Source organism: Hymenobacter mellowenesis (assembly GCF_030581005.1).
Classification (GTDB): domain Bacteria; phylum Bacteroidota; class Bacteroidia; order Cytophagales; family Hymenobacteraceae; genus Hymenobacter; species Hymenobacter mellowenesis.
In genome coordinates this window covers 386,750-413,519 of sequence record NZ_JAUQSX010000001.1, presented here as the reverse complement: position 1 = coordinate 413,519, position 26,770 = coordinate 386,750, and the positions used below count along the sequence as shown (strand labels likewise).

21 protein-coding genes are annotated in these 26,770 nt (G+C 63.8%); 10 read left to right on the top strand and 11 right to left on the bottom strand.

Going from position 1 to position 26,770, the window contains the following annotated elements; all coding sequences use genetic code 11:
* Nucleotides 1–31: 31 nt before the first annotated feature.
* Nucleotides 32–1,459 (top strand): T9SS type A sorting domain-containing protein, encoded by a 1,428-nt coding sequence (locus Q5H92_RS01795; RefSeq protein WP_305009748.1) that lies wholly within the window; start codon nt 32–34, stop codon nt 1,457–1,459.
* Nucleotides 1,460–1,528: 69 nt separating this feature from the next.
* On the opposite strand, the gene Q5H92_RS01790 is transcribed toward Q5H92_RS01795, so the two are convergent.
* The 3 genes from Q5H92_RS01790 to Q5H92_RS01780 all read right to left on the bottom strand — a co-directional run bounded on the left by Q5H92_RS01790 (nt 1,529) and on the right by Q5H92_RS01780 (nt 7,360).
* A complete protein-coding gene (locus Q5H92_RS01790; RefSeq protein ID WP_305009747.1) occupies nt 1,529–4,741 on the bottom strand; it encodes an efflux RND transporter permease subunit in 3,213 nt (1,070 codons plus the stop codon).
* A gap of 186 nt (nt 4,742–4,927) precedes the next feature.
* Nucleotides 4,928–5,902, bottom strand: coding sequence for an efflux RND transporter periplasmic adaptor subunit (locus Q5H92_RS01785; protein WP_305009746.1), 975 nt, complete (start codon nt 5,900–5,902; stop codon nt 4,928–4,930).
* A 129-nt stretch (nt 5,903–6,031) separates the two neighbouring features.
* The gene (locus Q5H92_RS01780) at nt 6,032–7,360 is read right to left on the bottom strand and encodes a TolC family protein (RefSeq protein ID WP_305009745.1); all 1,329 of its coding nucleotides are present in this window, start codon (nt 7,358–7,360) and stop codon (nt 6,032–6,034) included.
* 456 nt (nt 7,361–7,816) lie between these two features.
* Here Q5H92_RS01780 and Q5H92_RS01775 point away from each other — a divergent pair, with 456 nt between their 5' ends.
* The 6 genes from Q5H92_RS01775 to Q5H92_RS01750 all read left to right on the top strand — a co-directional run bounded on the left by Q5H92_RS01775 (nt 7,817) and on the right by Q5H92_RS01750 (nt 13,955).
* Nucleotides 7,817–8,494: a response regulator transcription factor gene (locus tag Q5H92_RS01775; protein ID WP_305009744.1), complete on the top strand. Its 678-nt coding sequence runs from the start codon at nt 7,817–7,819 to the stop codon at nt 8,492–8,494.
* Entirely contained in the window at nt 8,491–9,741 is a 1,251-nt protein-coding gene (locus Q5H92_RS01770) for a sensor histidine kinase (RefSeq protein ID WP_305009743.1), read from the top strand. Before Q5H92_RS01775 ends, Q5H92_RS01770 begins: the two co-directional genes overlap by 4 nt.
* Nucleotides 9,742–10,039: 298 nt before the next feature.
* Nucleotides 10,040–10,471, top strand: coding sequence for a PepSY-like domain-containing protein (locus Q5H92_RS01765; RefSeq protein ID WP_305009742.1), 432 nt, complete (start codon nt 10,040–10,042; stop codon nt 10,469–10,471).
* Between the two features lie 102 nt (nt 10,472–10,573).
* A complete protein-coding gene (locus Q5H92_RS01760; RefSeq protein ID WP_305009741.1) occupies nt 10,574–12,994 on the top strand; it encodes a TonB-dependent receptor in 2,421 nt (806 codons plus the stop codon).
* A gap of 14 nt (nt 12,995–13,008) precedes the next feature.
* Entirely contained in the window at nt 13,009–13,665 is a 657-nt protein-coding gene (locus Q5H92_RS01755; RefSeq protein ID WP_305009740.1) for a phosphatase PAP2 family protein, read from the top strand.
* 71 nt (nt 13,666–13,736) lie between these two features.
* A complete protein-coding gene (locus Q5H92_RS01750) occupies nt 13,737–13,955 on the top strand; it encodes a hypothetical protein (RefSeq protein WP_305009739.1) in 219 nt (72 codons plus the stop codon).
* 154 nt (nt 13,956–14,109) lie between these two features.
* Here the strand turns inward: Q5H92_RS01750 and Q5H92_RS01745 are convergent, their stop codons facing one another.
* The 4 genes from Q5H92_RS01745 to Q5H92_RS01730 all read right to left on the bottom strand — a co-directional run bounded on the left by Q5H92_RS01745 (nt 14,110) and on the right by Q5H92_RS01730 (nt 19,430).
* The gene (locus Q5H92_RS01745; RefSeq protein WP_305009738.1) at nt 14,110–15,135 is read right to left on the bottom strand and encodes a YncE family protein; all 1,026 of its coding nucleotides are present in this window, start codon (nt 15,133–15,135) and stop codon (nt 14,110–14,112) included.
* Nucleotides 15,136–15,474: 339 nt separating this feature from the next.
* Complete coding sequence (locus tag Q5H92_RS01740; RefSeq protein ID WP_305009737.1) at nt 15,475–16,518, bottom strand: Atu2307/SP_0267 family LLM class monooxygenase; 1,044 nt, start codon at nt 16,516–16,518, stop codon at nt 15,475–15,477.
* A gap of 46 nt (nt 16,519–16,564) precedes the next feature.
* Complete coding sequence (locus Q5H92_RS01735; RefSeq protein WP_305009736.1) at nt 16,565–17,218, bottom strand: YceI family protein; 654 nt, start codon at nt 17,216–17,218, stop codon at nt 16,565–16,567.
* Between the two features lie 544 nt (nt 17,219–17,762).
* A complete protein-coding gene (locus Q5H92_RS01730) occupies nt 17,763–19,430 on the bottom strand; it encodes a glycoside hydrolase family 43 protein (protein WP_305009735.1) in 1,668 nt (555 codons plus the stop codon).
* Nucleotides 19,431–19,547: 117 nt separating this feature from the next.
* On the opposite strand from Q5H92_RS01730, the gene Q5H92_RS01725 reads away from it, so the two are divergent.
* Nucleotides 19,548–20,330, top strand: a complete 783-nt coding sequence (locus Q5H92_RS01725) for a rhamnogalacturonan acetylesterase (protein WP_305009734.1) — start codon at nt 19,548–19,550, stop codon at nt 20,328–20,330.
* A gap of 149 nt (nt 20,331–20,479) precedes the next feature.
* Here Q5H92_RS01725 and Q5H92_RS01720 read toward each other — a convergent pair whose 3' ends face one another.
* Nucleotides 20,480–20,956 (bottom strand): carboxypeptidase-like regulatory domain-containing protein, encoded by a 477-nt coding sequence (locus tag Q5H92_RS01720; protein ID WP_305009733.1) that lies wholly within the window; start codon nt 20,954–20,956, stop codon nt 20,480–20,482.
* A gap of 216 nt (nt 20,957–21,172) precedes the next feature.
* Here Q5H92_RS01720 and Q5H92_RS01715 point away from each other — a divergent pair, with 216 nt between their 5' ends.
* Nucleotides 21,173–22,669 (top strand): pectate lyase family protein, encoded by a 1,497-nt coding sequence (locus Q5H92_RS01715; RefSeq protein ID WP_305009732.1) that lies wholly within the window; start codon nt 21,173–21,175, stop codon nt 22,667–22,669.
* A 78-nt stretch (nt 22,670–22,747) separates the two neighbouring features.
* On the opposite strand, the gene Q5H92_RS01710 is transcribed toward Q5H92_RS01715, so the two are convergent.
* A complete protein-coding gene (locus Q5H92_RS01710; RefSeq protein WP_305009731.1) occupies nt 22,748–23,107 on the bottom strand; it encodes a glyoxalase superfamily protein in 360 nt (119 codons plus the stop codon).
* 165 nt (nt 23,108–23,272) lie between these two features.
* On the opposite strand from Q5H92_RS01710, the gene Q5H92_RS01705 reads away from it, so the two are divergent.
* Nucleotides 23,273–24,769, top strand: a complete 1,497-nt coding sequence (locus tag Q5H92_RS01705) for an amidase (RefSeq protein ID WP_305009730.1) — start codon at nt 23,273–23,275, stop codon at nt 24,767–24,769.
* A 238-nt stretch (nt 24,770–25,007) separates the two neighbouring features.
* Here Q5H92_RS01705 and Q5H92_RS01700 read toward each other — a convergent pair whose 3' ends face one another.
* The gene (locus Q5H92_RS01700) at nt 25,008–25,646 is read right to left on the bottom strand and encodes a flagellar basal body-associated FliL family protein (protein ID WP_305009729.1); all 639 of its coding nucleotides are present in this window, start codon (nt 25,644–25,646) and stop codon (nt 25,008–25,010) included.
* 127 nt (nt 25,647–25,773) lie between these two features.
* Nucleotides 25,774–26,577 (bottom strand): S1/P1 nuclease, encoded by an 804-nt coding sequence (locus tag Q5H92_RS01695; RefSeq protein ID WP_305009728.1) that lies wholly within the window; start codon nt 26,575–26,577, stop codon nt 25,774–25,776.
* Nucleotides 26,578–26,770: the final 193 nt, after the last annotated feature.

Sequence of the window (26,770 nt, the reverse complement as noted above, 5' to 3'; positions counted from 1 at the left end):
TCCCAGCCCACTACCGTAGTCCCTGCTTTTCATGAAGTACCTGCTTACTCTCACACTCCTGCTGGGCGGTGCCAGTGCCACCCAGGCCCAGGACCTGACCAACAACGGCGCCACCCTGACCCTGGCCAATGGCGCCGTGCTGTCGGTCGTGGGCTCGCTCAGCAATAACAGCGGCACCCTCGACCTGAGCAGCGGGGCCAATGAGCTCTACGTGGGCGGCAACCTGCTGAACGCCGCCGGAGCCACCCTCACGCCCGGTACCGCCAGCACCGTCACCCTCAACGGAGCCGCCGCTCAGCAGCTCAGCCTCAACGGGGCCGGGCTGGCCAACCTCACCGTGAACAACACCGGCGGCGGCGTGGCCCTGCCCGCGGGCAGCAACGCCGATGTGGCCGGCACCCTCACGCTGAGCATCGGCATGCTCACCACCGACCCCGCCGCCACCCTGCGGCTGCTGAACGGGGCCACCATTGCCGGCGAAACCAGCACCCGCTACGTGGCCGGCAACCTGGCCGCCGTGAAAGCCAGCGTGCCGGGCGGAGCCACCACCGCCTTCCCCAACGGCCTCGCCATCACCCCGGGCGCCACCCTCACCAACCTGACTGCCATCCGCACGGCCGGCCTCAACACCGCGCAGGTCAGCTACGGCACCAACGCCAGCGGCACCAATGCGGGTATTGACCAAATCTGGCGAACTTCGGCGCCGCTTACCAACGCCAGCGTGCAACTCAGTTGGCTGTCGGCCAACGACAACGGCCTCAACAACCTGAACAACAGCCAGGCGTGGGCGCGCTCGGCGGCGCCGGTGGCCGGTTCCGGTTGGGCCCGCATCAGCGCTTCGCAGAATGCGAACGGCTCCCGCACCGTAACCGGGACGGTGCCAGCCAGTGCCAGCTTTTCCTTTTTCACAGTGAGCATTGCTGCTGCGCCTTTGCCCGTGACTTTGGTTGATTTCACGGCGCAGGCCGAAGGCCCGGCCGCCGTGCGCCTGCGCTGGGCCACGGCTTCAGAACTCAACAACGCGGGCTTCGTGGTGGAGCGCAGTCTGGATGGGCGGGCATTTGCAGCCATTGGCACGGTGCCGGGCGCGGGCACTAGCAGTGCCCCGCTGTTCTACACCTTGCTTGATGCCGAGCTGCCCAGCCACCAGGGCACGCTTTACTACCGCCTGCGGCAGGTAGACTTCGATGGCACGGCTAGCTATTCGCCCGTGCGCACGGTGCGGGTGGGCGGCCCGGCCGCGCTGGCCCTGTTCCCCAACCCGACCACCCGCGCAACCACACTCATGGGCACTGCGCCCGGTCAGGGAGTGCAGGTGTTCGATGCTCTGGGCCGCGAGGTGCTGGCCGCCACGGCCGACGCGGCAGGCACGGCCGCGCTGGCGCTGCCCGCCGGACTGCCTACCGGCGTGTACGTGGTGCGCGCGGGCAGCCAGGCGCTGCGTTTGACGGTGGAATGAGCAAAATAACTGTTCAATTGCAACCCGGGATGCAAACCAGATTGATACCCCATGAAGTAGCCGGAGCGGCTACGCGGCCGGGGCCATCGGGGCCGGCGCTACGGGCGCGGCTTTCCCGCTATACGCCAAGCGGAGCAGGCTGGGCAGCACCACCAGCAGCAAGGGCAGCGCCAACAGCAGCCCGCCAATGACGGCAATGGCCAGGGGCTGGTGCAGCTGCGCACCGGCCCCAATGCCCAGCGCCAGCGGCAGCAGCGCCGCGATGGCGGCCAGGGCTGTCATCAGCTTGGGGCGCAGGCGGGCTGCAATGGCGTAGCCAATAGCCTGCTCCACGGGCGCTTCCTCGCGGGCTTCGTTGAACTGCTGGAAGGTGAAAATGGCATTCTCGCCGATGATGCCCACCACCATGATGAGGCCGGTGTAGGAGCCCACGTTCAGCGGTGTGTTGGTGAGGAACAGGGCCAGGCTGCCACCGGCGGGGCCCAGCACGGCCACCAGCAGAATAAGCCCGGCCGCTTTCAAATCCCGAAACAGAAATAGGCCCACGGCAAACACCAGCAGGCAAGCCGTGCCCAGAATGGTGAGCAGCTCCTGAAACGACTGCTGCTGCTCGGCATACGAGCCGCCGTACTGGATGAAATAGCCGGGCGGCAGGGGCACTTCCTTCTCCAGCTTCTGGCGGATTTCGGCCATGGCGCTGCCCAGGTCGCGGTTGTCGAGGCGGGCCGTGACGGCCGTCATGGCCTGTAGGTTTTCGCGCTCCAGCTCGGCCTCGCTGGGCGTCACGCGCACGGTGGCCAGCTCGTCGAGGCGGCGGCGCTGGCCGTTGGGCAGGAACACGGTCTCGGCCTGCATTTGGGCCAGGTTGGCCTGGGCGGCGCCCGGGTAGCGCAGGCGGATATTGAGCAACTGCTCGCCTTCGAGCACATTGCCGGCCGTGGTGCCCTGGAGCTGGGTTTGGAGCTGGGTCTGGAAATCGAGGGCGGTGAGTCCGTATTGGGCCAGGCGGCGCGGGTCGGGGCGCACGTCCACGCTGGGGCCCATGCGCACGATGCCGTTGAAGACGTCGGCGGTGCCGGCCACTTTTTCTACCACGGCCGTCACCTGGTTGGCCAGGGCGTAGCGCTTGGTGGCGTCGGGGCCGAAGACCTTGATTTCGATGGGCTGCACGGTGCTCATGAGGTCGCCCAGCATGTCGCCGATAACTTGGCCGAAGTCGATGGTGAGGGCCGGCTGGGTGCTTTCGATGCGCTCCCGAATGTCGGCAATGACGTCTTCGGTGCTGCGCTTGCGGTCGGTTTTGAGGCGGATGAGGTAATCGCCGCTGTTGGGTTCGGTGATGAAAAAGCCCATTTGGGTGCCCGTGCGGCGCGAGTAGCTCGCTACCTCGGGCACTTTCACAATCAGCTTTTCGGCCTGGCGCAGCATACGGTCGGTTTCCTCCAGGCTGGTGCCGGGCGGCGAGGTATAGTCGAGCACGATGGCGCCCTCGTCCATGTCGGGCAAAAAGCCGGTGGCCAGGCGCGGGATGATGAGCACCATACTGCCCACCAGCACTAGGATGCCGACAATGGAATAAGCCGGATGCCGGATAACGGCGCGCACCCACGGGATTTCGTGGTGGTTGGAATCCGTTTTGGCGGCGCCCTTCGCGCCAACCTCACCCCCTGACCCCCTCTCCAAAAAAGAGGGGGCACCTGACTTGCTCCTAACGATTCCTTCAGCATAATCGTCCTCATGGACCGGTGCCCCCTCTTTTTTGGAGAGGGGGTCAGGGGGTGAGGTCGACGCCTGCCGGACCCTACCGCTCAGCAGCAGATAAATCACCGGCAACCCCAGCCACGCCACGAAGAACGAGCACAGCAGCGCCACCACCATCGTGGTAGCCAGCACCTTAAAATAGGCCCCGGCCACGCCGCCCAGCAGGGCGAAGGGCAGGAAAATTACAATCGTAGAAAGCGAAGAGCCGATGAGCGCGGGCAGCAAATGGCCCACCGAGCGCCGCACCACCTCGCCGGGTGAGGCCTCGGGGTGGTCCTCGCCCACGCGGTGCAGCTGCTCCACCATCACCACGGCATCGTCAATCATCAGGCCGATGGCGGCGGCGATGGCGCCCAGCGTCATGATGTTGAACGAGTAGCCCAGGCCGAAATACAGGACTGCAATGGTGAGCGCCAGCGCCACCGGAATGGCCCCCAGAATGGTCAGCGTGGCCTTCCAGGAGCGCAGAAACAGCGCCGTCACCACCAGCGCCAGCGCCAGGCCAATCCACAGCGCATCCTGCACCGAGCGGACCACTTCGGACACGAAATCGGCCTGGTCGTAGTATGGGGCCAGACGCACGCCTTTGGGCAGCCCGGCCTTGAGGGCCGCCACCTTGGCCCGCACGCCGTCTGACACGAGCACCACGTTGGCATCGGGCTGGCGCAGGATGGACACGAGCACGGCGTCGTTGCCGTTGGCGTTGATGCGGGTGTATTCCTGCTGCTCGCCCAGGCCCACGGTGGCTACGTCGGCCAGGCGCACGATGCGGCGGCCGTCGTTGCGCAGCACGATGTTTTCGAGGTCTTCCTTTTGCTCGATGGTGGCGTCCGTGACGGTGAGGTAGAGGCGGCGGTAGTCGCTCAGGTAGCCGTTGCTCTGCACGAAGTTGGTGGCGTTGAGGGCCGTAGCCACGTCGTCGGGGCCCAGGCCGAGGGCGGCCAGCTGGTCGGGAAGCAGCTGCACCTGGTATTCCTTGGTGCGCCCGCCCTGAATTTCCACCGACGAAACACCTTCCACCTGCGAGATAAACGGCTTGATGGTGTAAAGCGCCAGCTTGCGCAGCTCCAGCGCCGACTTGCCCGGGGCTTCCAGCGTGTAGCCCATCACCGGCAGAATGGCCGGGTTCATGCGCTCGACGGAGATGTTGGCGGTGGGCGGCAGGTCGGCCCGAATCTGGTTCAGGCGCGACTCAATCAGGCTTTGGCTTTTGGCCACGTCCACATTCCACTCCAGGAAGGCCGAGATTTCGCAGCTGCCGCGGCTGGTGGTGCTGCGCAGCAATTTCAGCCCCGGCACGCGCTTCATGGCGTCTTCCATGGGCTTGGTCACGGTCACCATCATGCGGTCGACGGGCACCAGCCCGTTTTCGGCAATCACCTTCACCTTCGGAAACGTTACCTCCGGAAACAGGGCCACGTTGATGCGCCGGTAGGCCACCGTGCCCAGTGCCAGGGCCAGCGCCAGCAGCACCGCAATGGGCGCCTTGTAAGCTTGAAAAGGGGAGAGGCGAGTGGGCATTTGAGGAGAATTCTTGATTTCTAAGAACGTCATGTTCTAAGAACGTCATGCAGAGCGCAGCGAAGCATCTTGCCCGCAGTCACTAAATCATGTTGTCTCAGCGATTAGATTACTGGTGGCGGGCAAGATGCTTCGCTGCGCTCTGCATGACCGTTCTTGTTTGTTCGTTTCGGGTCGCTGCAATGGCTACTCCGGCTCCGCCGCCGCCGGCCGGGTCACCTTCACGGCCGCCGTGTCGTCCAGCCCGAAGTTGCCGCTGAGCAGAATCTTGTCCTTGGGGGAGAAGCGGGGCTGCTTGATTTCGATGTGGTCCTTTTCCTGGGCGCCAACGGTCACGGGCACCTTCACGGCGGTGGAATCATTGAGCAAGCGCATTACCCAGAACTCGGTTTGCGTCTCATCCGTGAGCACGGCGCCGCGCGGCAGGGTGCTGGCCAGGTGCGGCGCCGTCCGGTCAATTTCGACCTGCACGGCCAGGTTTTCGGGCAAATCCGGCACCGCGCCGGTGGGCCGGATGGTGTAGCGCTGGGTCTGAATGCTGACATCGGCCGTGGGCAGCACCTCGGCCACGCGGCCATTGAGCACGCGGCCATCGGGCAGGAAAATGCGGCAGCTCTGGCCGGTGTGCACGTAGCGCAACTGCGTCACCGGCACATCGAGCACGAAGCCGAAGCGGCTCTTGTCGTAGGTGAGGCCCAACTGCTCGCCGTCCTGCACGTAGTCGCCAGCCAGCTTGTCCACCGTAGCCAAAATGCCCGAGCGGGCCGATTTTATCGGAATAATGCCGCTAAATTTCAGGCGGGGGTCGCCGGTGAGCTTGTCGAGGTGCAGAGTTTTCGACTCCTTGGTTTGGATGGTGAACACCGTCTGGCCGGGGCGCACCTGCTGGCCTACCACCGGCGTAGGCGTCAGCACGTAGCCCGTGGTGGTGGCCCGTAGCGCATCCTTGGCCGGGAAGGCCGACACGGCGCTCAGCCGCAGCACGTCCGTGAGCGTATCCGTCTGCACCGTGCCGATGGTGACGAGGGCGCGGGGCTTCACGGCGGCTTCTTCCTCGTCGGCGGCCGGGGCATCTGCTTCGGCCGCGGCCGGGTCTTTCGAGCCGCAGGCGGCGAGGCTGGTGAGGGCCAGAAGGAAAAAGAGGCGGTGGGGGAGATTCATGAAAGCAAGTAGAAAAATGTAGCGTGGACTCTGCGAGTCCGCGAGCGAGCGCAGCGAGCAACGTCGTTGGAGTAAGCCGCGTGGTTCGTCCGGCTCGCTGCGCTCGCTCGCGGACTCGCAGAGTCCACGCTACTGCTCGGCTAGGTAATCCAACGCAAAACGGCTGCGGAGCTGCTCGGTTTGGGCTTGCGTCAGGCTGAATTGCAGGGTGCGGTAGCTGGTCACCAGGTTCAGGTAGTCGAGAATGGCCACGTCGCCGGTGGCCAGCTGCTGCCGGGCGGCGCCCACTAGCGCATCGGCCACCCGCACCTGCTCCCGGATGCGGGCCAGCAGCGCGTCCGACGCCCGAATCAGTCCTTCCAACTGCTCATATTGCTGCCGCCGCTGCACCGTGATGAACTGCCGGTAGCCGCGCCGGCTCTGCTCGCTCAGCTCGATGCGCTGGTACTGCAGCTGGCGCTGGTGCCCGTCAAAAATCGGCACTGCAATCTGCAAACCGCCCCCAATACCCACGCTGTGCGCCAGCGCCACGGGCAGGTACGACGACGACTGCAAACCCGCATCCACCACCGCGCTGAGCTTGGGCCGGTAGGTGGCATCAATGGCCTGGCGGTCGAGCCGCAGACGTAGGCTGTCGAGGGTATATTGGCGCTGAGCAGGGGCCAGCAGGCCGGCCAGCGGGCGGTGCGTGGGCGGCGAGGGCGTTTCGATGGTGACCAAAGCCGTGTCGGCCACGCCGGCCAGGGCGCGCAGGGTGCCCAGCTCGCGGCGGTAAGCCAGCCGGTCCTGCTCCACGGTCACTTCCTGGGTGCGCACCGAGAGGTAGAAGCTCAGGTACTGCGTCTGCTTGAAAATGCCGGCGTTCACCAGTTGGCGCAACTGGGCGTCCTGCTGGCGCAGCACGGTGAGCAGCGAACGGCTAAAAGTGAGCTGGGTTTCGGCGGCGTAGGCCGTCAGAAATTGGTCGGTGATGCTGCGGCGCAGGTCTAGGGCTGAAAGGCGGCCGGTGTTGCGCAGCACCGCGCCCTGGCTGGCCAGAATCTGGTAGTCGGTTTGCAGCTGAAACCGGTTGAGAATGGGCTTGGTGGCCTGGGCGATGGCGGCGTAGTTGCCGCCGTTGGTCACGGCGTTGTCGTAGCCCACCACGCTTTCGCCCCGGCTGTTCGTGATGGACGGGTAGTAGAGCGCCGAGCCGATGCCGGCCACCTGCACGCCGTTCTGGCGGGCCCGCACGAGGCTGTCGATGCGGTTCTGGCCGAGCTGGTTGGCGTTCTCGCGCAGCAGCGGGCTGTTTTGGCGGGCCACCCGCAGGAAGTCATCGAGCCGGCGCGGGCTGGCTGGCGGCGTAAGCGTTGGGGCCGAATTGAGCACCGCCGGCGCGCCGGGCTGCTGGCCCCGGGCGGGCACGGCGGCGCCTAGCGGCAACAGCAAGGCGATATAAAGCAGGGTTGAACGCAAAGCACTTGAGGTCAAGTGAAGGATGGGGCAAAGCTCCCGGAGGATTCTGGGGAAATTCTGGGTTGGCCGAATGGGGCGCTGCGAAGCCGTATGAAGCGTCGACAGTCCGTCATGCACATGCAGCAGATAGAACGTCATGCAGAGCGGAGCGAAGCATCTCGCGTGCCGAAGTAATTCTGACGATTGGATTGCCGAGGTAATTCTGACGATTGGATTGCTACCACACACGCGAGATGCTTCGCGGCGCTCTGCATGACGGCCAAACGACTTTCCAAATAGCTTTAATATCAGCAACCGATGCCCTGGTTCCGGCTGCTCCCTCGCCTGTACGCCGTATCGACCGGCCTCGTTTTTGCCGGTTGGCGCTGGCGGCGGCTCCAGATTTGCTCCAGATTTTCTTTTCTACTTGCCGGTCTTGCGGCAAGCTGCCGGAGTTGCCCTTTTCCTTTCTATGCTGTGAAAATTCTAATTGTTGAAGACGAAGCGCCGTTGCGCACCACCTTGCTGGAGTTTCTGCGGCACGACGGCTACGTGTGCGAAGTTGCCGAGAACTACGCGCAGGCCCATGAAAAAATCAAGCTCTACCAATACGACTGCGTGCTGGTCGACCTCACGCTGCCCGACGGCTCGGGCCTGGATTTGGTGCGCACGCTCAAGGCCGATAAATCCATTGCCGGTGTGCTCATTATTTCGGCCCGCGGCTCGCTCGACGACAAGGTGCAGGGCCTGGAGCTGGGCGCCGACGACTACCTGCAAAAGCCCTTTCACCTGGCCGAGCTGAATGCGCGGCTGCGCGCCATCATCCGGCGGCGGCAGTTCCAGGGGCAGCGCCACATCGCCTTCCGCGACCTGACCATCTTCCCCGACCAGAGCTTGGTGTTGGTGAAGGACCAGCCCCTCACGCTCACCCGGCGCGAGTACGACCTGCTGCTTTTCCTGCTGGCCAACCCCAACCGCGTGCTCACCAAGGAAGCCATTGCCGAGCACATCTGGGGCGACGACGCCGACATGGCCGACTCGTTCGACTTCATTTACACGCACTTCAAAAACCTGCGCAAAAAGCTGCAGGAACACGGCGCCGACAACTACATTCGCACCATCTACGGCCTGGGCTACAAGCTCGAAACCGCGTGAAGCTTCTTGCCCGCACCAACCGCTACTACCTGGGCCTGAGCGCCCTGCTTTTCGTGCTGGGCACGGGCTTGCTCTACGGCGGCCTGCAATACGCCCTGGCCCACGAGGTGGACGAGCAGCTGCAGCAGCAGCGCGTCTACCTCACCGAGCGCATCCGGGCGACGGGCGCGCTGCCCACCATTACTATGCCGCAGGAGCTGACCATCGACGGCCCCACCCGGTCCGAAAGCCTGCGCGACACCATCATCTTCGACACCATCGAGCACGAGGCGGTGCCGTTTCGCGTCATCTCGTTTCCGGTGGCGGTGCGGGGGCAGCCGCACTGGCTCACGCTGCGCAAGTCCTTGCTCGAAACCGAGGACATTCTCAAGGTCATCCTCATGGTAATGCTGGCGGTGATGACGCTGCTCTTCGGCAGCCTGCTGCTGCTGAACCAGTGGCTTTCGCGCTGGCTGTGGGCGCCGTTTCGGCGCACGCTCAAGGCCCTGCGCGGCTACCAGCTGCAGCAGCCGCAGTCGCTGGAGCTGCCCGAAACGCCCATCGACGAGTTCAGCGAATTGAACCAGGCCGTGGCCCAGCTCACCCAGCGCGTAGCCGCCGACTACCGCGCCCTCAAGGAATTTACCGAAAACGCGGCCCACGAAACCCAGACCCCGCTGGCCATCATGCAGGCCCAGCTGGAGCAGCTGGTGCAGGACCCCGAGCTGCCCGAGCGCACCCTGGCCGCCGTGCAGGACGTGTACCGCGCCGCCCGGCGCCTCTCGCGCCTGCACCAAGCCCTCACGCTGCTCAGCAAGATTGAAAACCGGCAGTTTGGCAGCGACGGCCGCCCCGTGCAGCTGGACGGCGTGGTGCAGGAAAAGCTGCGCCAGCTCCAGGATTTTATGGAAGCCAAAGCGGTGAACCCGCAGGTGGACCCACTGCCGCCCGTGGCGCTGGTGATGCACCCGGCGCTGGCCGAGTCGCTGGTGGGCAACCTGCTGCAGAACGCGGTGAAGCACAACGTGCAGGGCGGCCAGCTACAGGTGCGCCTCACGGCCGCCGCCCTGGAAATCACCAACACCGGCCCCGAACTACGCACCGACCCCATGCTGCTGCTCGGCCGCTTCCGCAAGCACAACGCCGCCTCCGACTCGCCCGGCCTGGGCCTGTCCATCGCGGAGCAAATCTGCACCTACTACGGCTTCCGGCTGACGTATGCGTACGCGCCGGTCGGCAGCCTGCACACGCTGCGGGTGACGTTTTAGCGCTGGTGGTTGGTTGAAACAGCGTAAGCAGCACGGTCATGTCGAGCTTGCCGAGACATCTCGCGTGAGGTAGTAACTCAATCGTTGAATCGATTTTGATTATTTCGGCACACGAGATGTCTCGGCTGCGCTCGACATGACGTGCTGACTGTTTGAATGACTTTCTAAACGGCTCTATTGGTTAATCCGGCCAAAGCGCATTCAACGCTCCTGCCGAAAAAAGCGGCCATACAGAATAGCGCCAGATTCGGCCGATAGGTTTGCGGGGTACTTCAACCAACCAAACCGCGCAAACTCCATGAAAACCTTGCTGATGCTCGCCGTGGCGGCCCTGCTCGCCGAGAAGGCCCAGGCCCAGAAAGTACCCGCCGCCCAAGTGCCCGCCGCTGCCAAAGCTGCCTTCAAAGCCAAGTTCCCGGCGGTGAAAACCGTGGCTTGGGAAAAGGAAGGGGCCGACTACGAAGCCGGCTTCAAGCAGAATGGCCAGACCATGTCGGCCGTGATTACGCCCGCCGGCGTGTGGCAGGAAACCGAAACCGACATGAAAGCCGCTCAGCTGCCCGCCGCCGTGCGCGCCACCCTGGCTCGCGACTACAAAACTTACCAAGTGAAGGAAGCCGCCACCATCGTGAAAGCCGACGGCCGCACCGTGTACGAAGCTGAAGTGAGCAAAGCCGGCAAGTCGCAGGACGTGCTGTTCACGGCCGACGGCAAGGTGGTTGCCCAATAAAACTAGGATTGAAAAAGAGTGTCCTGCCGGCCACCCTGGTCGGCAGGACTTTTACTGAAAGAACGTTGGATGCGGGTGGTGTTTGTATTAATAATCAGGAGAATGTTGCGAAAAAATGTGCTGTCCCGGTTGGGGCTTTTGGTGGGTTTGCTAGTGGGATTTGGGCTGGCGGCGCAGGCCCAGCCGGGCACGGTGCGCGGCACCTTGCAGGAGGCGGGCACCAATCAGCCAATCTCCTTTGCCAGCGTGGTGGTGCTGCGCAGTGCCGATTCGACCTTCGTGGCCGGCGCCCAGGCCAGCGAGGCGGGCGCGTTCGAGCTGGCGCAACTGCCGCTGGGCCAGTACGTGCTGCGGGCCACGGCCGTGGGCTACCGCACCGGCCGGCGCATCATCAGCCTCACGGCCGGCGCCCCCGTGCTGGCGCTGGGCACCCTGAAGCTGCGCACCGCCGCCACCCAGCTCAATGACGTGGTGGTGACGGCCGAGCGGGCCGTGGTGACGGGCGGCCTCGACAAAAAAGTCATCGACGTGAGCAAGGACCTGACCGTGAGCGGCGGCACGGCCATCGACGTGCTGCAAAACGTGCCCTCCGTGACCGTGGACCAGACCGGCGCGGTGAGCATTCGCGGCTCCGGCGGCGTCACCATTTTCATCGATGGCAAGCCCACCGGCACCACGCTCGACCAGATTCCGGCCAGCAGCATCCAAAGCGTGGAAGTGGTGACCAACCCCTCGGCGCGCTATGACGCCAGTGGCGCGGGTGGCATCCTCAACATCATCCTCAAGAAAGAACAGCGCGACGGCCTCAACGGGCAGGCCACGGCCCTGGTGGGCACCGGCGACAAGTACAACACGGCCCTGAGCCTGAACTACCGCAAAGGCAACCTCAACTGGTTCGGCTCCTACGATTTCCGCCGCGACAGCCGCCGCATCAACGGCACCCTGGACCAGACCACCCGCGCCGGCACCGACAACCTGGTGCTGCACCAGGACCGCGCCGGCACCAACCTGCAAACCTCCCACGCCGCCCGCCTGGGCTTCGACTACGCCCTCACGCCGGAGCAAACCCTCACGCTGGCCGTGCAGCCGCGCTTCAACCCGCTGGCCAACGACGAAACCCTGGATTCGCGGCAGGTGAACGCGGCCCTGGGCGACCAAGTGGTGCCGGCCGGCACCAGCCGCCGCCGCAACGTCGGCACCGGCACCTACCGCTCGGCCGACGTGACTGCCGACTACCGCCGCATCTGGGAGCAGCACAAGGGCCGCGAGCTGACAGCCAGCGCCGTATACACGCCCCTGCTGGCCGACAACGACGTGGCTTCCAATATCCTGTACGCCGATACCCGGCTGGTGCAGCAACAACAGCGCACCACCACCCGCACCCAGCAGGGCACGGCCCAAATCGACTACGTGCACCCGCTGGGCGAGAAAAGCCGCTTCGAGGTGGGGGCGCGCAGCAGCCTGCGGCAGTACGATATCGACTACCATTTCAGCAGCACGCCCGCTCTGGGCTTCGACCCCTCGAACCGCTTCGTTTACAACCAGTACGTGCAGGCGGCCTACGGCATTTATGCCGGGGCGAAAGGCAAATTCAGCTACCAGGCCGGCCTACGCGCCGAGCAAACCAACCTCGACGGCAACCAGGTGGCTACCAGCGAAAAATTCACCCAGCAGTATCTGGCCCTCTTTCCCAGCGCGGTGCTGGCGTATGATTTGCCCCACGAGCAGCGCGTGCAGCTGAGCTACTCCAAGCGCATCCAGCGGCCCGACGCCAGCGAGCTGAACCCCTTCACCGACCGCTCCGACCAGCTCAACCTCGTGACCGGCAACCCGCAACTGCTGCCCGAATACGTGCATTCGGTGGAGCTGGGCCACGAAATCAGCTTCGCCAACGGCCGCAGCCTGAACACCACGGGCTTCTACCGCGCCGAAACCAACACGGCCCAAGGCTTCCGCCGCGTCATCACCGACCCGCTCACCGGCAACCTCGTCACGAGCACCACCCGCCAAAACCTGGGCACCGAAACCACCTACGGCCTCGAAATCGTGGCCGCCAGCCCCCTCACCGCTTGGTGGAAGGCCAACGCCACGGCCTCCACCTTCCGTCGGCTCATCGTGGGCGCTTCGGTCGATGGCACGCCCATCAACACGGTCAGCCAGGTTTTCACCACGCGGCTCAACAACGTGTTCACGCTCGGCAAGCGGCTGGATGCGCAGCTGGCGCTGAACTACCGCTCGCCCATCAATTCGGCCCAAGGCACGCGCAGCGGCAATTTCAACGTCGACTTCGCCACCAAATACAACGTGCTGGGCGACCGGGGCACCATCACGCTGCGGGTGGCCGACGTGTTCAACACCCTGCACTTCGATTTCACGGCCTACGGGGCCGATTTGGCCACGGCCAGCCACTTCAAGCGCGAGTCGCGCATTGCCTTCCTGGGATTCACCTACCGTTTCGGCCAGAACCGCAACGCCAAACCGGACAAGAAGCAGCGGGACGACGAAGGCGGCGGCTTCGAATAAAGAGCATCGTGGGCATGACTTCGCTCTTCAACCACCTGCTGCACAAGCTGCTGGCGCACCGTCGGCACCTGCTCTGGTTGCTGCTCCTGGGCGTGGTGTTGCCGTGGGCTGTTTTCCTCAAAGCCAGCTCCGAAATTGAAGAAGGCGAAGGCTTCTACGGCGACCTGCAGATTCTGCGCTGGGCCCACGCGCACGCACGGCCGGCGCTCGATTCGCTCAGCCTGTTCTTCACCACCATCGGCGGGCCCGTGCCGATGACGGTATTCGCCGGGCTATTCACCGGCGGGCTGGTGTGGCGTCGGCACTACCGTTACGCCGGGTTTTTCGGGCTGGCCGTGGGCGGGGCCGCCGCCCTCAACCTGCTGGCCAAGGCCCTGTTGGGGCGGCCCCGGCCGGCGTTCTGGGTGTCGTTGGCGCCGGAAACGTCCTACAGCTTTCCCAGTGGGCACGCCATGGGCTCGGCCGCGGTGGTGCTGGCGCTGGGCCTGCTGCTGGCCCGGCGGCGCTGGCGGGTGTGGCTGCCGGGGGGGCTGTTCGTGCTGGGCGTGGGCTTTTCGCGGGTGTACCTAGGCGTGCATTACCCCAGCGACGTGCTTTCGGGCTGGATAGCGGCGCTGGGCTGGGTCACGGGCGTGTACGTGCTGCTGCCGCCCACCCGGCCACTAACCTAAATCTGCACAGAATTGGCCGGTAGCTTCCCGACCAGATTGACCTCGCTACTTCCCGCCACAGCTATTTCTTGATGAAGACGCCTCCTTTTTTTCGCCACACCCAGCACGTCACGGGCATCATGGCCCCCGCGCCGGAGCCTGTGCGCTACCCGTTTCACGACAACGACGCGTGCCCCGAAGGCCAGACCGTGAAAAGCAGCGGCGAATGGCAATACTACGAGCCCCATCAAATAGCCGAAACGCGCCCCCGCTGCCCCCTGTGCATCGCCCTGAACCGCGAGGGCAAGTAAGAAAGGGTCAGAGGTGACAAGCAAACAGAACGTCATGCTGAGCGCAGCCGAAGCATCTCGCGTGCCGAAGTAATCATTTACTCGCACGGTAAAGATGCTTCGCTACGCTCAGCATGACGTTCTATTTTTACTACAACTGCTTTCGCCGCATTTCTTACTTCCCGTATTCCAGTACCCGGAACGTGCCGGGCACAATGCTGGGGCGTGGTTTCGGGTTCTCGGCCGTAGGGGCGGGGGCGGGGCCGTAGTCGGCCGTGCAGGTGAAGAGGTGGTGGGTTTTCGGGTCCAGCGCAATGGTGCGGGCCCCGCGCGCCGTGGGCACGTCGCCCACCACGCGGTACTTCGTAGGCGAGTCCTGGTGAATGACCGTGAACGTGCCCGAGGCGCCGTTCGACGTCACCACATTACCCGTTGTCGGGTCGAATACGGCGCCGTCGGCGCCCCGGCCGATGGGCAGCACGGCCACCTGCTGGCCGGTTTTGCTGTCCGTCACCACCAGCTTCTCATTAGCGCAGGCGCTGAACAGGCGGTTGGTTTTGGGGTCGTAGCCGAGGCCGGTGGGCTCTTCGCCGGGCGCCAGGCGGCTGCGTCGGCGCACGGCTAGGGTTTTGGCGTCGAAGGCGATGACTTCACCCTTGTCTTCGAGGTTGACGAAAATGGTGCCTTTGCCGTCGGTGGCGGGAGCTTCCACGTCGCCGCCCAGCTCGGCGGTGCCTACCACGGCGCCGGTGGCGGCGTCAAGCACGGTGCTTTTGCCGCCGTCGTTGCTGAAGAGAAACACGCGCTTCGAGAAGGCGTCGTAAAACAGCGCGTCGGGCTTGGGGCCAGTGGGGATGGGCGCGCCGATGGGCTTGAGCGTTTTCAGGTCGAACACCACGCAGGTGTTGGTGCGCCCGCAGGTGATGTAGCCACGCCCGGCGGCGGGCACCACCTCGATGCCGTGCACGCCGGGCGTGTCGGGGATGGTGCCGATGACCTTGCGCGTCTTCAAATCGACCACTTCCACCTGCCGGCCGTGCGACACGTAGAGCCGCTCACCAGCGGGGTCCACGCTCAGGTAGTCCCAGCCTCCCTCGCCGCCAATGGTAATGGTGCTGAGCAGGCGATAGGGCGCGGCCTGCTGGGCTTGGGCAGCGCCAGCGCCAAGGGCGAATGCGCCCGCAAGGAGAAGCTTCTTCATGGAATAGTGAGTAGGGAAGTAGATTGTCAGACCCGCATATGGCATCCGGAACCGGCCCGGAGCCTGCGAAAGACGGTCGGGACGGACATCTGCGCGCCGGGCTGAAGCATCGTGATGTCGCGCCACCCGCCGCTCCGGCCATCCCGCCGGCAAGCTGATGCGCAAACGTAGCGGGCAATTCTGGCGCAAATCTGGCCGACAGCTGCCACCACTCCCAACGCAAAACCGGTTGACTCAGCCCCTGAGGGCCTGAATCAACCGGCACATAGAAAGCCCCGACTTTTGCCTGCTCGTTATCCTACGCAATCTGCCTGATGCGCGGAACAATCAGGCTGGCAGTTACTTCGCTTTAGCAGCGGAATCCTGGCGCAACAGCGGCGCCACGCGGATGCCGAGCAATTCGGTGGCTTGCAGCACTTTTTCGTGCGGCAGCACGGCCACGTCCATCTGGAAGGTGACGCGGGAAATGCCGCCCAGCGCCTCGCTGTGCCGCAGAATCTTGGCGGCTACTTCCTCGGGGCTGCCCACCAGCAGCGCCCCCAGCGGGCCGGCCTGCGCCTCCACATGGGCCCGCGTGGGCGGAAAGCCGCCCCGCTCACGGGCGCGCTGGCCGAAGGTCTGGATGTAGCCGGGCGCGAAATCGTCCAGGGCTTCTTCGGTAGAAGGGGCCACGTAGCCTAGGGAGTGCAGGCCCACTTTGAGCTGCTCGGGCGCGTGCCCGGCCCGGCGGCCGGCTTCGCGGTAGAGGTCGACCAGCGGCCGGAAGCGGTGGGTGTCGCCCCCGATGATGGCCACCATCAGCGGCAGGCCCAGCGCGCCGGCCCGCACAAACGACTCGGGCGTGCCGCCCACCCCCAGCCAGATGGGCAATTGCGCCTGCGCCGGGCGCGGGTACACGCCCTGGCCCGTCAGGGCCGGCCGGAACCGGCCCTGCCAGCTGATTTTTTCGGTGTCTCGAATGGCCAGCAGCAGCTCCAGCTTCTCGGCAAACAACTCGTCGTAGTCATTCAGGCTGTAGCCGAAAAGTGGGAAGGCTTCGGTGGAGGAGCCCCGGCCCACTACCATTTCGGCCCGGCCCTGCGCGATGAGGTCCAGGGTGGCAAACTCCTGAAACACGCGCACCGGGTCGGCCGCCGAGAGCACCGTGACGGCGCTGGTGAGGCGAATGCGCTTGGTGCGGGCCGCGGCGGCGGCCAATATCACGGCCGTGGCCGAGTCGAGGTATTCGGCCCGGTGGTGCTCGCCGATGCCGAACACGTCGAGCCCGACCTGGTCGGCCCGCTCGATGCGCTCCAGCAGCAGGCGCATGGCCTCAGTGCCGCTGAGGTGGTCGCCGCCGTTTTGCAACAGGTGCGACGCAAAACTATCAATTCCAATTTCCATCTTGAGGTTTTTAAAGGGCTGTTTGTAGGACTGGCCTCGGGGGCGCTTAGCGGGTGGCCACGCCGTTGACTTTGGCGATGACGTTGAAAATCAGTGAAAAATTGTCGTCAACGGCCTTGTCGGCCGCCGCCCCGAACAGCGTCGAGCCAAACGTGACGTCGTATTTCGTGCGGTCGATACTGGCCGTGCCCGAAGCGGCGGCCACCCCGTCTTTCACGCCCACTTTGGCGGGGAAGCTGATGGGGTTGGTTTTACCCTTAATGGTCAGGTTGCCGGTGATGGTGGCGTTGTTGCCGGCGGCGCTGCCTTTCAGCGGCTTGATGTTGGTGATGACGAAGGTGGCGGTGGGGTTTTTCTCTACGCCAAAGAAGTCATCAGATTTCAGGTGACCAACGAGTTTGGCGTTGTAGTCGGCGTCCGTGAGGTCGGTGTTCTTGATGGAGGTCATGTCCACGACGAACGTGCCGCCCACCAGCTGGCTGCCTCTTACCTGAACCGAGCCATCTTTGAAACCGACGGTGCCACTGTGCTGGCCATCAATTTTCTTGCCCGTCCAGCCGAGCGAGCTCAGTTGAGGCTGCACTTTGTAAGTTTCAACGGCGGGGTTGGTGGGCTTGCTGGTGGCCGGGCCATTAGCAGCTTGAACAGGGCCCGACAGAATGGTAGCGGCAAATAGCAGGGGAGAGAGGAGCTTTTTCATGGTTTTTGAAGGTGTGATAACGCAGGATGCAAAACGTGAAATAGATGGGCGATAATGGCTACCACCCGTATTCAAATGTACATACATTTAATGTATGTACATCGTTCGAATGATAAATGTTTTTTGAATTCAGTGCGCAGTTGAATTCTTTAGGTTGAGCCGAATGTGAGATAGGAATGGTGCTAAGGCACTTGAGCAGGCTAGTGCCGGCCCCTGGCGCAGCATTGAGCGCACGAAGCGGCGGGCCAGGCGATGGAAAAAGCGGAGTAGACGAATGAGAGCGCGGCGGCTCAGTAGGCTTTTGGCTTTGGTGAAAAGCACGGATTACCGGCTGCCAGGCATCGCACCTGGCAGCCGGCAGTCAAGTGACGGACCCACCATCTTTTCAACAAGCGCGCATGCAGGCAACGGTACAAAACCCCAGCCTTGCCTAACCCAAGCATGAAAAGCCGCCTTAAATTTCTCCACCTCGCCACCGCAGGCAACCCGCCACCATCGCCATTCCAGCCAGCAGACTTTAACCCAACTATGAGTAGAAAAATATTTATTTTTCTACATGAAACCAGTCAATGTCCGCGTTGCCGGCATCGTTGAACTTCGCCGTGCGTGAGCATAACAAGCCCATTTTAGCCCCAATCCATTTCCCTTCGCGGGCCCTGAATTCGGCGCCCAGCGGCTGAAAACCCTGGTTATCGAAGCTGTAGCTGAACTGGCACATGGCGCCGGCCCGCACGGCCACGCGCAGGTAGAGAGGCTGGCCGGCGCGGGCCGCGGGTACTTCCACGGCGGGCGTCGCGGTTTCGGCGGTGCCTTTGTCGGCGTCCTTGCATACGCTTTGGCTGAGCAGCAGCTTGCCGCCCTGGTTGCTGAGGGCAATGTAGGCGTAATCGAGCCCCATCATCAGCAAAGCCACTTTTTCGCCCTCCACCCGGGGGCTGAAGGTGAGCTTGGCCGTGGCCGTGAACACCTCTGCGGGCAGCTTTTGCAGCAGCAGGTTGGGCACTTGCCAGAGGTTCTTATACGCCTCGGGCAGCGGCACCGAGTAAAGGCGCAGGTAGCCGGCCGCCGGGTTGAGGTAGGCCCAGTAATCCTGCGGGTTGGCGTGCCACTGCCACTGCCGGCCCAGCGGCACACGGCCAAAATCGTCGGAAGTGGGCGGCGTGGCCAGCGGCTGGGCCGGGCTCTTGATGCGCGGCTTGCGGTAGTTGAGCACCGGCTGGCCCTTGCCGTCGCCGTCCGGGTCTTCGCCGATGACAGGCCAGTCGTTTTTCCAAACCATGGGCTGCAGGTGCACCACCCGGCCATAAGCGCCCTGGTCCTGAAAATGCAGAAACCAGTCCTCGCCCGCGTCGGTATCTACCCAGGCGCCCTGGTGCGGGCCGTTAATGGGCGTTTTACCCTGGTCCATCACAATTTTCTCCTCGTAGGGCCCGTACACGCTTTTTGAGCGCAGCACCAACTGCCAGCCCGTGGGCACGCCGCCAGCCGGCGCGAAAATGTAGTAGTAGCCGTTGCGCTTATAGAATTTGGGCCCTTCCAGCGTGGGATGGCCGGCGTGCCCATCAAACACCAGCACGTCGTCGCCAATCAGGCGCAGGCCGCTGGGCGCCATCGGGCTTACGGCCAGCACGGTTTTGATGCCCGCGCGCGAGCCTGCGAAGCCGTGCACGAGGTAGGCCCGGCCGTCGGCGTCCCAGAGCGGGCAGGGGTCAATCCAGCCCCGGGCCTCCTTCACGCACACCGGCGTCGACCACGGCCCGGCCGGGTTCCGGGCCTTGGTCACGAAAATGCCCAGGTCCGGGTCGGGGTAGTAGATGTAGAATTCCTGGTTGTGGTAGCGGATGGCCGGGGCCCACACGCCGTTGCCGTGCTGGGGCTCGCGGTAGCGCGCCAGCGGCGGCTGCGCCCCGAACACGTTGCCGATGATGGTCCAGTTCACCAGGTCTTTGGAGTGCAGAATCGGCAGACCCGGCACGCAGTTGAAGCTGGAGGACGTCAGGTAAAAGTCGCTGCCGACGCGCACCACGTCGGGGTCAGAATAGTCGGCATAGAGCACCGGGTTTTTGTAGCGGCCGTTGCCCAAATCGGGCACCCACACTTTGGAGAGGGCAGCGCTGGGCGTTTGGGCCGGGGCCGGCGGCAGCACCAGCAAAAGCAGGCCCGCCAGCAGGCCAATAAAAGGCCGGAAGCGGCCGATGGAGCGTTGTTTCATAGATGGAGTGAAGGTCGGGCAGAACGGTGAATTACCCGCCTGCTCGCCGGAAATATGCCGGATTACCGGAAATTAGTCCCACCTTTCAGTTGTTCAACTGCCCCAGTTTTGCTTTTTATGATGAACCGCTTGTTTGCCAGCACCATCGGGCTGGGCCTGCTGCTGCTGAGCGCCTTCGCGCCGGCGCCGGGCAAAATCACCGTTTACCTCATCGGCGATTCCACCATGTCCATCAAAGAGGTGAAAAACTACCCCGAAACCGGCTGGGGCATGCCCTTCGTCAACTTTTTCGACGAAACCGTGACCGTCGACAACCGCGCCCAGAACGGCCGCAGCACCAAAAGCTTCCTGGCCGAAAACCGCTGGCAGCCCGTAGCCAGTGCCCTCAAGGCCGGCGACTACGTCTTCATTCAGTTCGGACACAACGACGAGGTGCCCACCAAGAAAACCTACACCACCGAAGCCGAATTCAAAGCCAACCTCGTCCGTTACGTCACCGAAACCCGGGCCAAAAAGGCGCTGCCGGTGCTCATCACGCCCGTGGCGCGCCGCAAGTTCGACGCATCCGGCCAGGTCGAGGGCACCCACAATGTCTATTCCGAAATCGTGCGCGTCACGGCCCGGGAGCAGCAGGTGCCCCTCATCGACCTCGACCGCGAAAGCCAGGCGCTGCTCCAGCAATTGGGCGTCGAAAATTCCCGCCTGCTATTCAACCAACTAGCCCCCGGTGAGCACCCCAACTACCCCGACGGCAAGGAAGACAACACCCATTTCAACGAACTGGGCGCCCGCAAAATGGCCCAAATCGTGCTGGCTGATATCCGCACCCTGAAATTAGAATTGGCTGACCGAATTGTGCACCGCGCCGCCGCCAAGACGGTGGACCCGCAGGCGCGGTAGTCCCAACCGGTCACTGCCAGAACGGTCATGCTGAGCGCAGCCGAAGCATCTCTACCGCGAGAGTAAATGAATTACTTGCGCGGTAGAGATGCTTCGGCTGCGCTCAGCATGACCGTTCCCTTGTTCAATCTTTGCCTAAACTCAACCCGCTACTTCAGCACTGTGCTGCGGTGATTGAGGCGGATAACCTGGCCTTGCTTCTTGCCGTGCTGCTTGAACTTGGCACCGGGCAGGGGCGCCAGCACCAAGCGCGGCAGGGTGCAGTCGTCGAGCGGTACTTCGATGAGGCCGTAGCCGGCGGCCTGCACGTCCAGAATCTGGCCCTCGTACACTGGGTCGGTGAGTTGGAAACGGCCTTCCGAATCCGTCACATAGGTTTCGTGGGTGCCTTTGATGAGCAGAGTGGCGCCGATGAGGGGCTTGCCGTTGGGGTCGTAGACGGTGCCCATGAGCGGGGCGCAAGCCAGGCGCGGGCGGGCGGGGGCCGCACGTTCGGGCCGGGCCGAAAGAGCAATGCGCTCCGGCGAATTGCCCGGATTGGCTACCCGCGAATCGGCTTGCTGGGCCGAGGCCGAATGCGCTCCACTAAGGGTTGCTGCTGCGAAAAGGAGAAAAAAAAGACGCATAGAAACTGAGTGAGAGAGGGAGACAGAAGCGCCAGCGGATACCGGGTGGAACTGGCAATTCCTTAACATGCAACCACCTGTGAGAAGTTGCTTAGCCCAGCTAGAATCCACGCAATCGATGGCGTTAGCCTGGCTCGGTTTTTATTCGGCAGCGGTGCCGGGTTTTCACCCGGTTTTCACTGCCGAACCTCTAAGTTGCAACTTAAAACCGATAACATGCTATCCTTTTTCAAAGATTTTTTTTCAGTGGCGGTTTTCCGGCCTGTATTTGGGGCGTTGGGTCTGGGCCTGCTGGCGGCGGGGCCGGGCCAAGCGCAGGGCCTGCCGGCCTTTCCGGGGGCCGAGGGCGCGGGGCGTTTCACCACCGGCGGGCGGGGCACGGCGGCGGTGCCGACGACGGTGCTGGAAGTCACCAACCTGCTCGACGACGGCCAGCCCGGCAGCCTGCGCTATGCCGTGCAGCTGAACGCGGCGAAGGCCCCGGCGCGCACCATTGTGTTTCGGGTGTCGGGCACCATTCACTTGGTTTCGCCGCTCACCATCAGCAAGGCCAATACCACCATTGCGGGCCAGACGGCGCCCGGCGACGGCATTTGCCTGGCCGATTTTCCGGTATCGGTGAAGGCGAATAACGTCATCGTGCGCTTCATCCGGTTTCGGATGGGCGACAAAAACCAGAACCAAGGCTTCGTGGATGGGGCCGGGGGCGACGATGCCTTCGGCGGCCTGCGCAACAACCACCTCATCATCGACCACTGCTCGATGAGCTGGAGCACCGACGAGGCTTTGAGCGTGTACGAAGGCGACAGCACCACGCTGCAGTGGAACATCATGGCCGAGCCGCTGAACTACTCCTACCACTACGAAAAAGGGGATACCGATTTTGAGCGGCACGGCTTCGGGGGCATCTGGGGCGGGCAGCACTCCTCGTTTCACCACAACCTGTTTGCGCACTGCAAAAACCGCACGCCGCGCTTCAACGGCAGCCGCTACACCCACCCGGCGGGTTTTGAGAATTGCGATTTCAGCAACAACGTCATCTACAACTGGGGCGAAAACAACGTGTACGCCGGCGAAGGCGGCAACTACAACATCGTGAACAACTACTACAAGCCAGGGCCCAGCACCAGCCCCAAAGTGAAGACCCAAGTGCTGAATCCCTACAAAATCGACAAGGAAAAAGGCCGCCTGCCCTACGGTAAGTTCTACCTCATGGGCAACTACGTGGACGGCGCCCCCGCCGTGACGGCCCACAACTGGCGCGGCGTGGTGATGAACGGCGGCACCGCGGCCGACACAGCGCAGGCCAAAGTCACCACGCCTTTTGCCCTGGGCGCCTTCACCCTACAGCCCGCCCGGGCGGCCTACGAAGCGGTGCTGCAGGGCGTGGGCGCCATCCGGCCCGTGCGCGATACGCTGGACCAGCGCATCATTCGGGAGGTGCGCACGGGCACGGGCACCGTCATCGACGTGCAGGGCCACTACCCCCACGGCACGCCCTACAGCGTGAGCCAGCGCGCCTGGCCGGTGCTGAAAACCGCCCCCGCTCCGGCCGATGCCGACCACGACGGCATGCCCGATGCCTGGGAAAAAGCCCACGGCCTCAACCCCCAAAACGCCACCGACCGTGCCCTGGCCGCCGCCAACGGCTATACCAACCTGGAGAATTACCTGAACAGCTTAGTGCCGGGGACGCCCGAAAGCAAGAAATAAACAGAACGTCAGGTCGAGCTGGCCGAGACAGCTCGACCTGACGTTCTTCTTTTCCCAGCTTCCCAACTCTTTACCGCCTTACGCTGGCAGCGTGGCAATCTCGCAGAACACGAGACGATTGCCGAAGGGGTCGACGACTTCCATTTCCAGCACCCGGCTGTTCCAGTAGGCGGGCTGGACGGTGGGGCGGCGGAGGTTTTTGCTGAGCAGCTGGTGGTGGAAGGCAAGGATGCCCTGTATTTCGGCTCGGGCCTTGGCGCCGGCCGGCACATCGTCGGCCAGGGCATTGAGATGGAGGATGATTTCGCCCCGCGATACCTGCACGTAAACCGGTTTTTTGTCGTGCTCTTCCTGCCAGTCGATGCGAAAGCCTAACCAGTTGATGTAGAATTCAATGGCTTTCGCATAATCTAAAATCGTGAAAACCGGGGTTACCATAAATGCGGGCAGCAGCATGCTTGGACAGTGGCGTAAAGAATGGCTCTGGGTATAATGCTGTTAAATCACGGTAAGGTAAAGGGTAATGACGGGCTTTCTGCAAGCGGCTGCCTGAATTATTGTCGGAAAGGCATTACCCGATGTTCACGGGCTACATTTAGCGCTATGATTTCTTTCGCCGAATACGACCAGCTCGACGGCCTGGCCATGGCCCACCTGCTGCGCACCGGCCAGCTCACGGCCGCTGACTTGTGTGCCGCCGCCATTGCCCGCGCCGAAGCCGTGAACCCGCGCATTAATGCCGTGGTGCATCCGTTGTATGCGGCGGCGCGGGCGCGGGCCGGGGCCGGGCTGCCAGCCGGGTCGTTTGGCGGGGTGCCTTTTTTGCTGAAAGACTTCGGGGCGCAATACGCCGGGGCGCCGCACACGGCGGGCAGCCGGGCGCTGCGCGGCTTCGTGCCGAAGGAAGATGCCGAGCTGGTGCGCCGCTGGCAGGCCGCCGGCCTCAACATCCTGGGCAAAACCAACACGCCCGAGTTTGCCCTCATGGGCGTGACCGAGCCCCTGCTGCACGGCCCCACCCGCAACCCCTGGAACCTAGGCCACACACCCGGCGGCAGCAGCGGCGGCGCGGCTGCGGCCGTGGCGGCGGGCCTGGTGCCGGTGGCCGGAGCCGGCGATGGGGGCGGCTCCATAAGGATTCCGGCGGCGTGCTGCGGGCTGTTTGGGCTCAAGCCGAGCCGGGGCCGCGTACCCACCGGCCCAGAACAGGGCGAGAAGTGGCAGGGCGCCGCCGTGGAGCACGTCCTCAGCCGCTCGGTGCGCGACAGCGCGGCGCTGCTCGACGCTACCTGCGGGCCCGACGCGGGCGCCCCCTACTTCCTGCCCAACCCGGCACGGCCGTATCTGGAAGAAGTGGGCCGCGAGCCCGGCTGCCTTCGCATTGCCTTCAGCCTGGGCCACCCGCTGGGCAGTGCCCTGCACTTGGAATGCGCCACGGCCGTGCGCGACGCCGCTCAGTTGCTCGAAAGTCTGGGGCACGAGGTGGAAGAAGTGCCGCTGCCCTTCGATGGCCGGGCCGTGGCGTCGGCTTTTCTGATGCTGTATTTTGGCGAAACCGGGGCCAGTATTGCGGCGCTCAGCAAGCACCTGGGTCGCCCCGCCCGGCCCGCCGATGTGGAGCCCACCACCTGGCTGCTGGGCCTGCTGGGCCGCACCTACACCGCCGCCGACTTCGCCGCCGCCCGCCACACCTGGAACGACAGCGCCCGCCGCATGGGCCGCTTCCACCAAACCTACGACCTGCTCCTGACGCCCACCCTGGCCACGCCGCCCGTGCGCATCGGCGAGCTGCAGCCCAAGCCGCTGGAGCAAAAGCTGCTGAAACTGGTGAATACCTTCGGCCTCGGCGGGCTCATTCGCCGCTCGGGCATCGTGGAAAAATTGGCCGAGCAAAGCCTCGAAAAAACGCCCTATACCCAGGTGGCCAACCTCACGGGCCAGCCTGCCATGTCGGTGCCCCTGCACTGGACGGCCGACGGGCTGCCCTGCGGTGTGCAGTTCATTGCTCAGTTGGGGGCCGAGGACGTGCTGTTCCGGCTGGCCGGGCAGTTGGAGCAGGCCCGGCCTTGGTTTGGCCGGCGGCCGGCGCTGGCGGGGTAGGCACGGGGTATAAGAACGGTCATGCTGCGCGCTGCATGACCGTTCTAGGGTCTGTGGACAGTTGGCTGGAAATCCCATTTAGAACGTCATGCTGAGCGCAGCCGAAGCATCTCTACCGCGCGAGTAATCCAATTGCTCCACAACGAAGCGGTAGAGATGCTTCGACAAGCTCAGCATGACGTTCCTTTTTCTCACTGTCCACACAGCCTAAATGAGTTTGGCTAATTCAAGCAACAACTCAATCGAGCTGCTTGAACAGGCCCTGGCCGGTGCTGGAGTTCTCCCACTGCTGCGTTGAAACGTGCTGGTGGGCGTTGGCTGGGGCCACGGAGTCGCGTAGGGCAAGCGTCGCGCTGGCATCGTTCAGGCTGCCGCGCAATGGGTTGGTCATGCGGTACTGCACGCTGTCGGGCGTGACGCGGGTAACTTCAATCAGGCTGTATTGCCGGCCGTCGTCGGTCACGTTGAAGCGGTAGCGGCTGCCGACGGCCACGGTGCTGGCGGCTGTATTGGTGGCGGCGTCAGGCCGAGTAGTTGATTTGCCAAATAAGCTCATCACCAGGCCCAAAGCTACCACCGCCCCGAAGAGCAGCAGCAGGGCAAAATGCGTCAGGGGCGTGCGCGCCTGCTGCTGCACGGCTTGCACGGGGGCGCGGTAGCTGGCCGGCATTTCGCGTGTAGTGAGGGCCTGCTTGCAGTGCTGGCATACCGTGATGCTGGTTTTGCTGATGGGAAAGGCCGGTATCCAGAACAGATGCACGTAGCGCGAAAACACGGCGCAGGTGAGGGCCTCGGGCGTGTGGCAGTTGGCGCAGGCCAAGCCGGGCAGGGGCGCGGTGGCAATGGTGGCGTTGCGGGTTCCGAATAAAAACAGCATGGTAGCGGGAAGGAGGTTCTGGAGTGGAAGGCGGCCTCACATCCGAGCAAAGCTAGCAACAACAAGCCCCGGCTGCACGGGCAGCTGGGGCTTCTTTATCGATTGCGAAAAGACCCGTGCGAATCGGCTATTTATCGAACACCTCGTTCAGCATGCCGGCCAGCCGGATGCCGGCTTTGAGAATCTGGTCCTCCACGGTGGGGCCGAAGGTGGGGTAGAAGTGCCAGTCGAACTTGGGGTTGGTAGCGGCGGCAGCGTAGGCCGGCGGGCATAGTTGGTACGACTCGAAGAGCCAGGCCGTGGGGTCGCTTTTCTGCCAGTCCTTGATTTGGGCGGGGGTGGCGCGGTCGTAGGCGGCCGTCATTTCGGTGAAGGTGAAGCCAGGATATTCCACCAGGTCGCCGTCCCAGATGCTGTGTAGGTTGGTGTCGCGCCCGCGCCAGCTCACCATGATGCTGTTGCCGCCCTTGTCTTCGAGGTGGCCCAGGTGCAGGGGCTGGTGCACGTCGCCCACCAGGTGAATGAGGAACTTGAGGGCAATGCGCTTCTCGTCGGCGGTTTTCTTGGGGTCTTTCAGGTCCTGGCGCATTTGCAGCAGGGCGGCGTAGGCGTTGGTGGGCAGGGCCGGGGCGGGCTGCACGGTGGCCTTGAGCTGGGTGGTGAAGGCGGTGTAGTCGAGCCCGGTGGGCACGTTCACGTAGTGCCAAGGCGCCGTGTCCTTGAACTGCGGGTCGTTGCGCAGCTCATCAGCCCAGGTGCTGACCAGCGGCATGGTTTCGCGGCCCAGAATACGGGCCACTTCGCGCTTGGCCGTGCCGGAAAGGTGGTTTTCGGCAATGCGCGCCACGGCCCGGTGGCCGAGCACGCCCCAGGCCAGCAGGCTGTACGGGGCGCAGGAAAGGACGAGCAGCGCAACGAGTTTTCGGAACATCGGGGAGTTGAAATAAGAATGAAGCAGCCCCGCAACGCGCCGGGCCAAACCGCAAAGCTAACAGGTGCCGACACCTCATTCGAAAGCGGTGAGGAGTTGTCAGCGCTGTCACGAAGGAAAGAATGTCATGTCGAGCTTACCGAGACATCTCGCGTGGGGTAGTAACTCCATCGTAAAAACGAGTTTGATTACT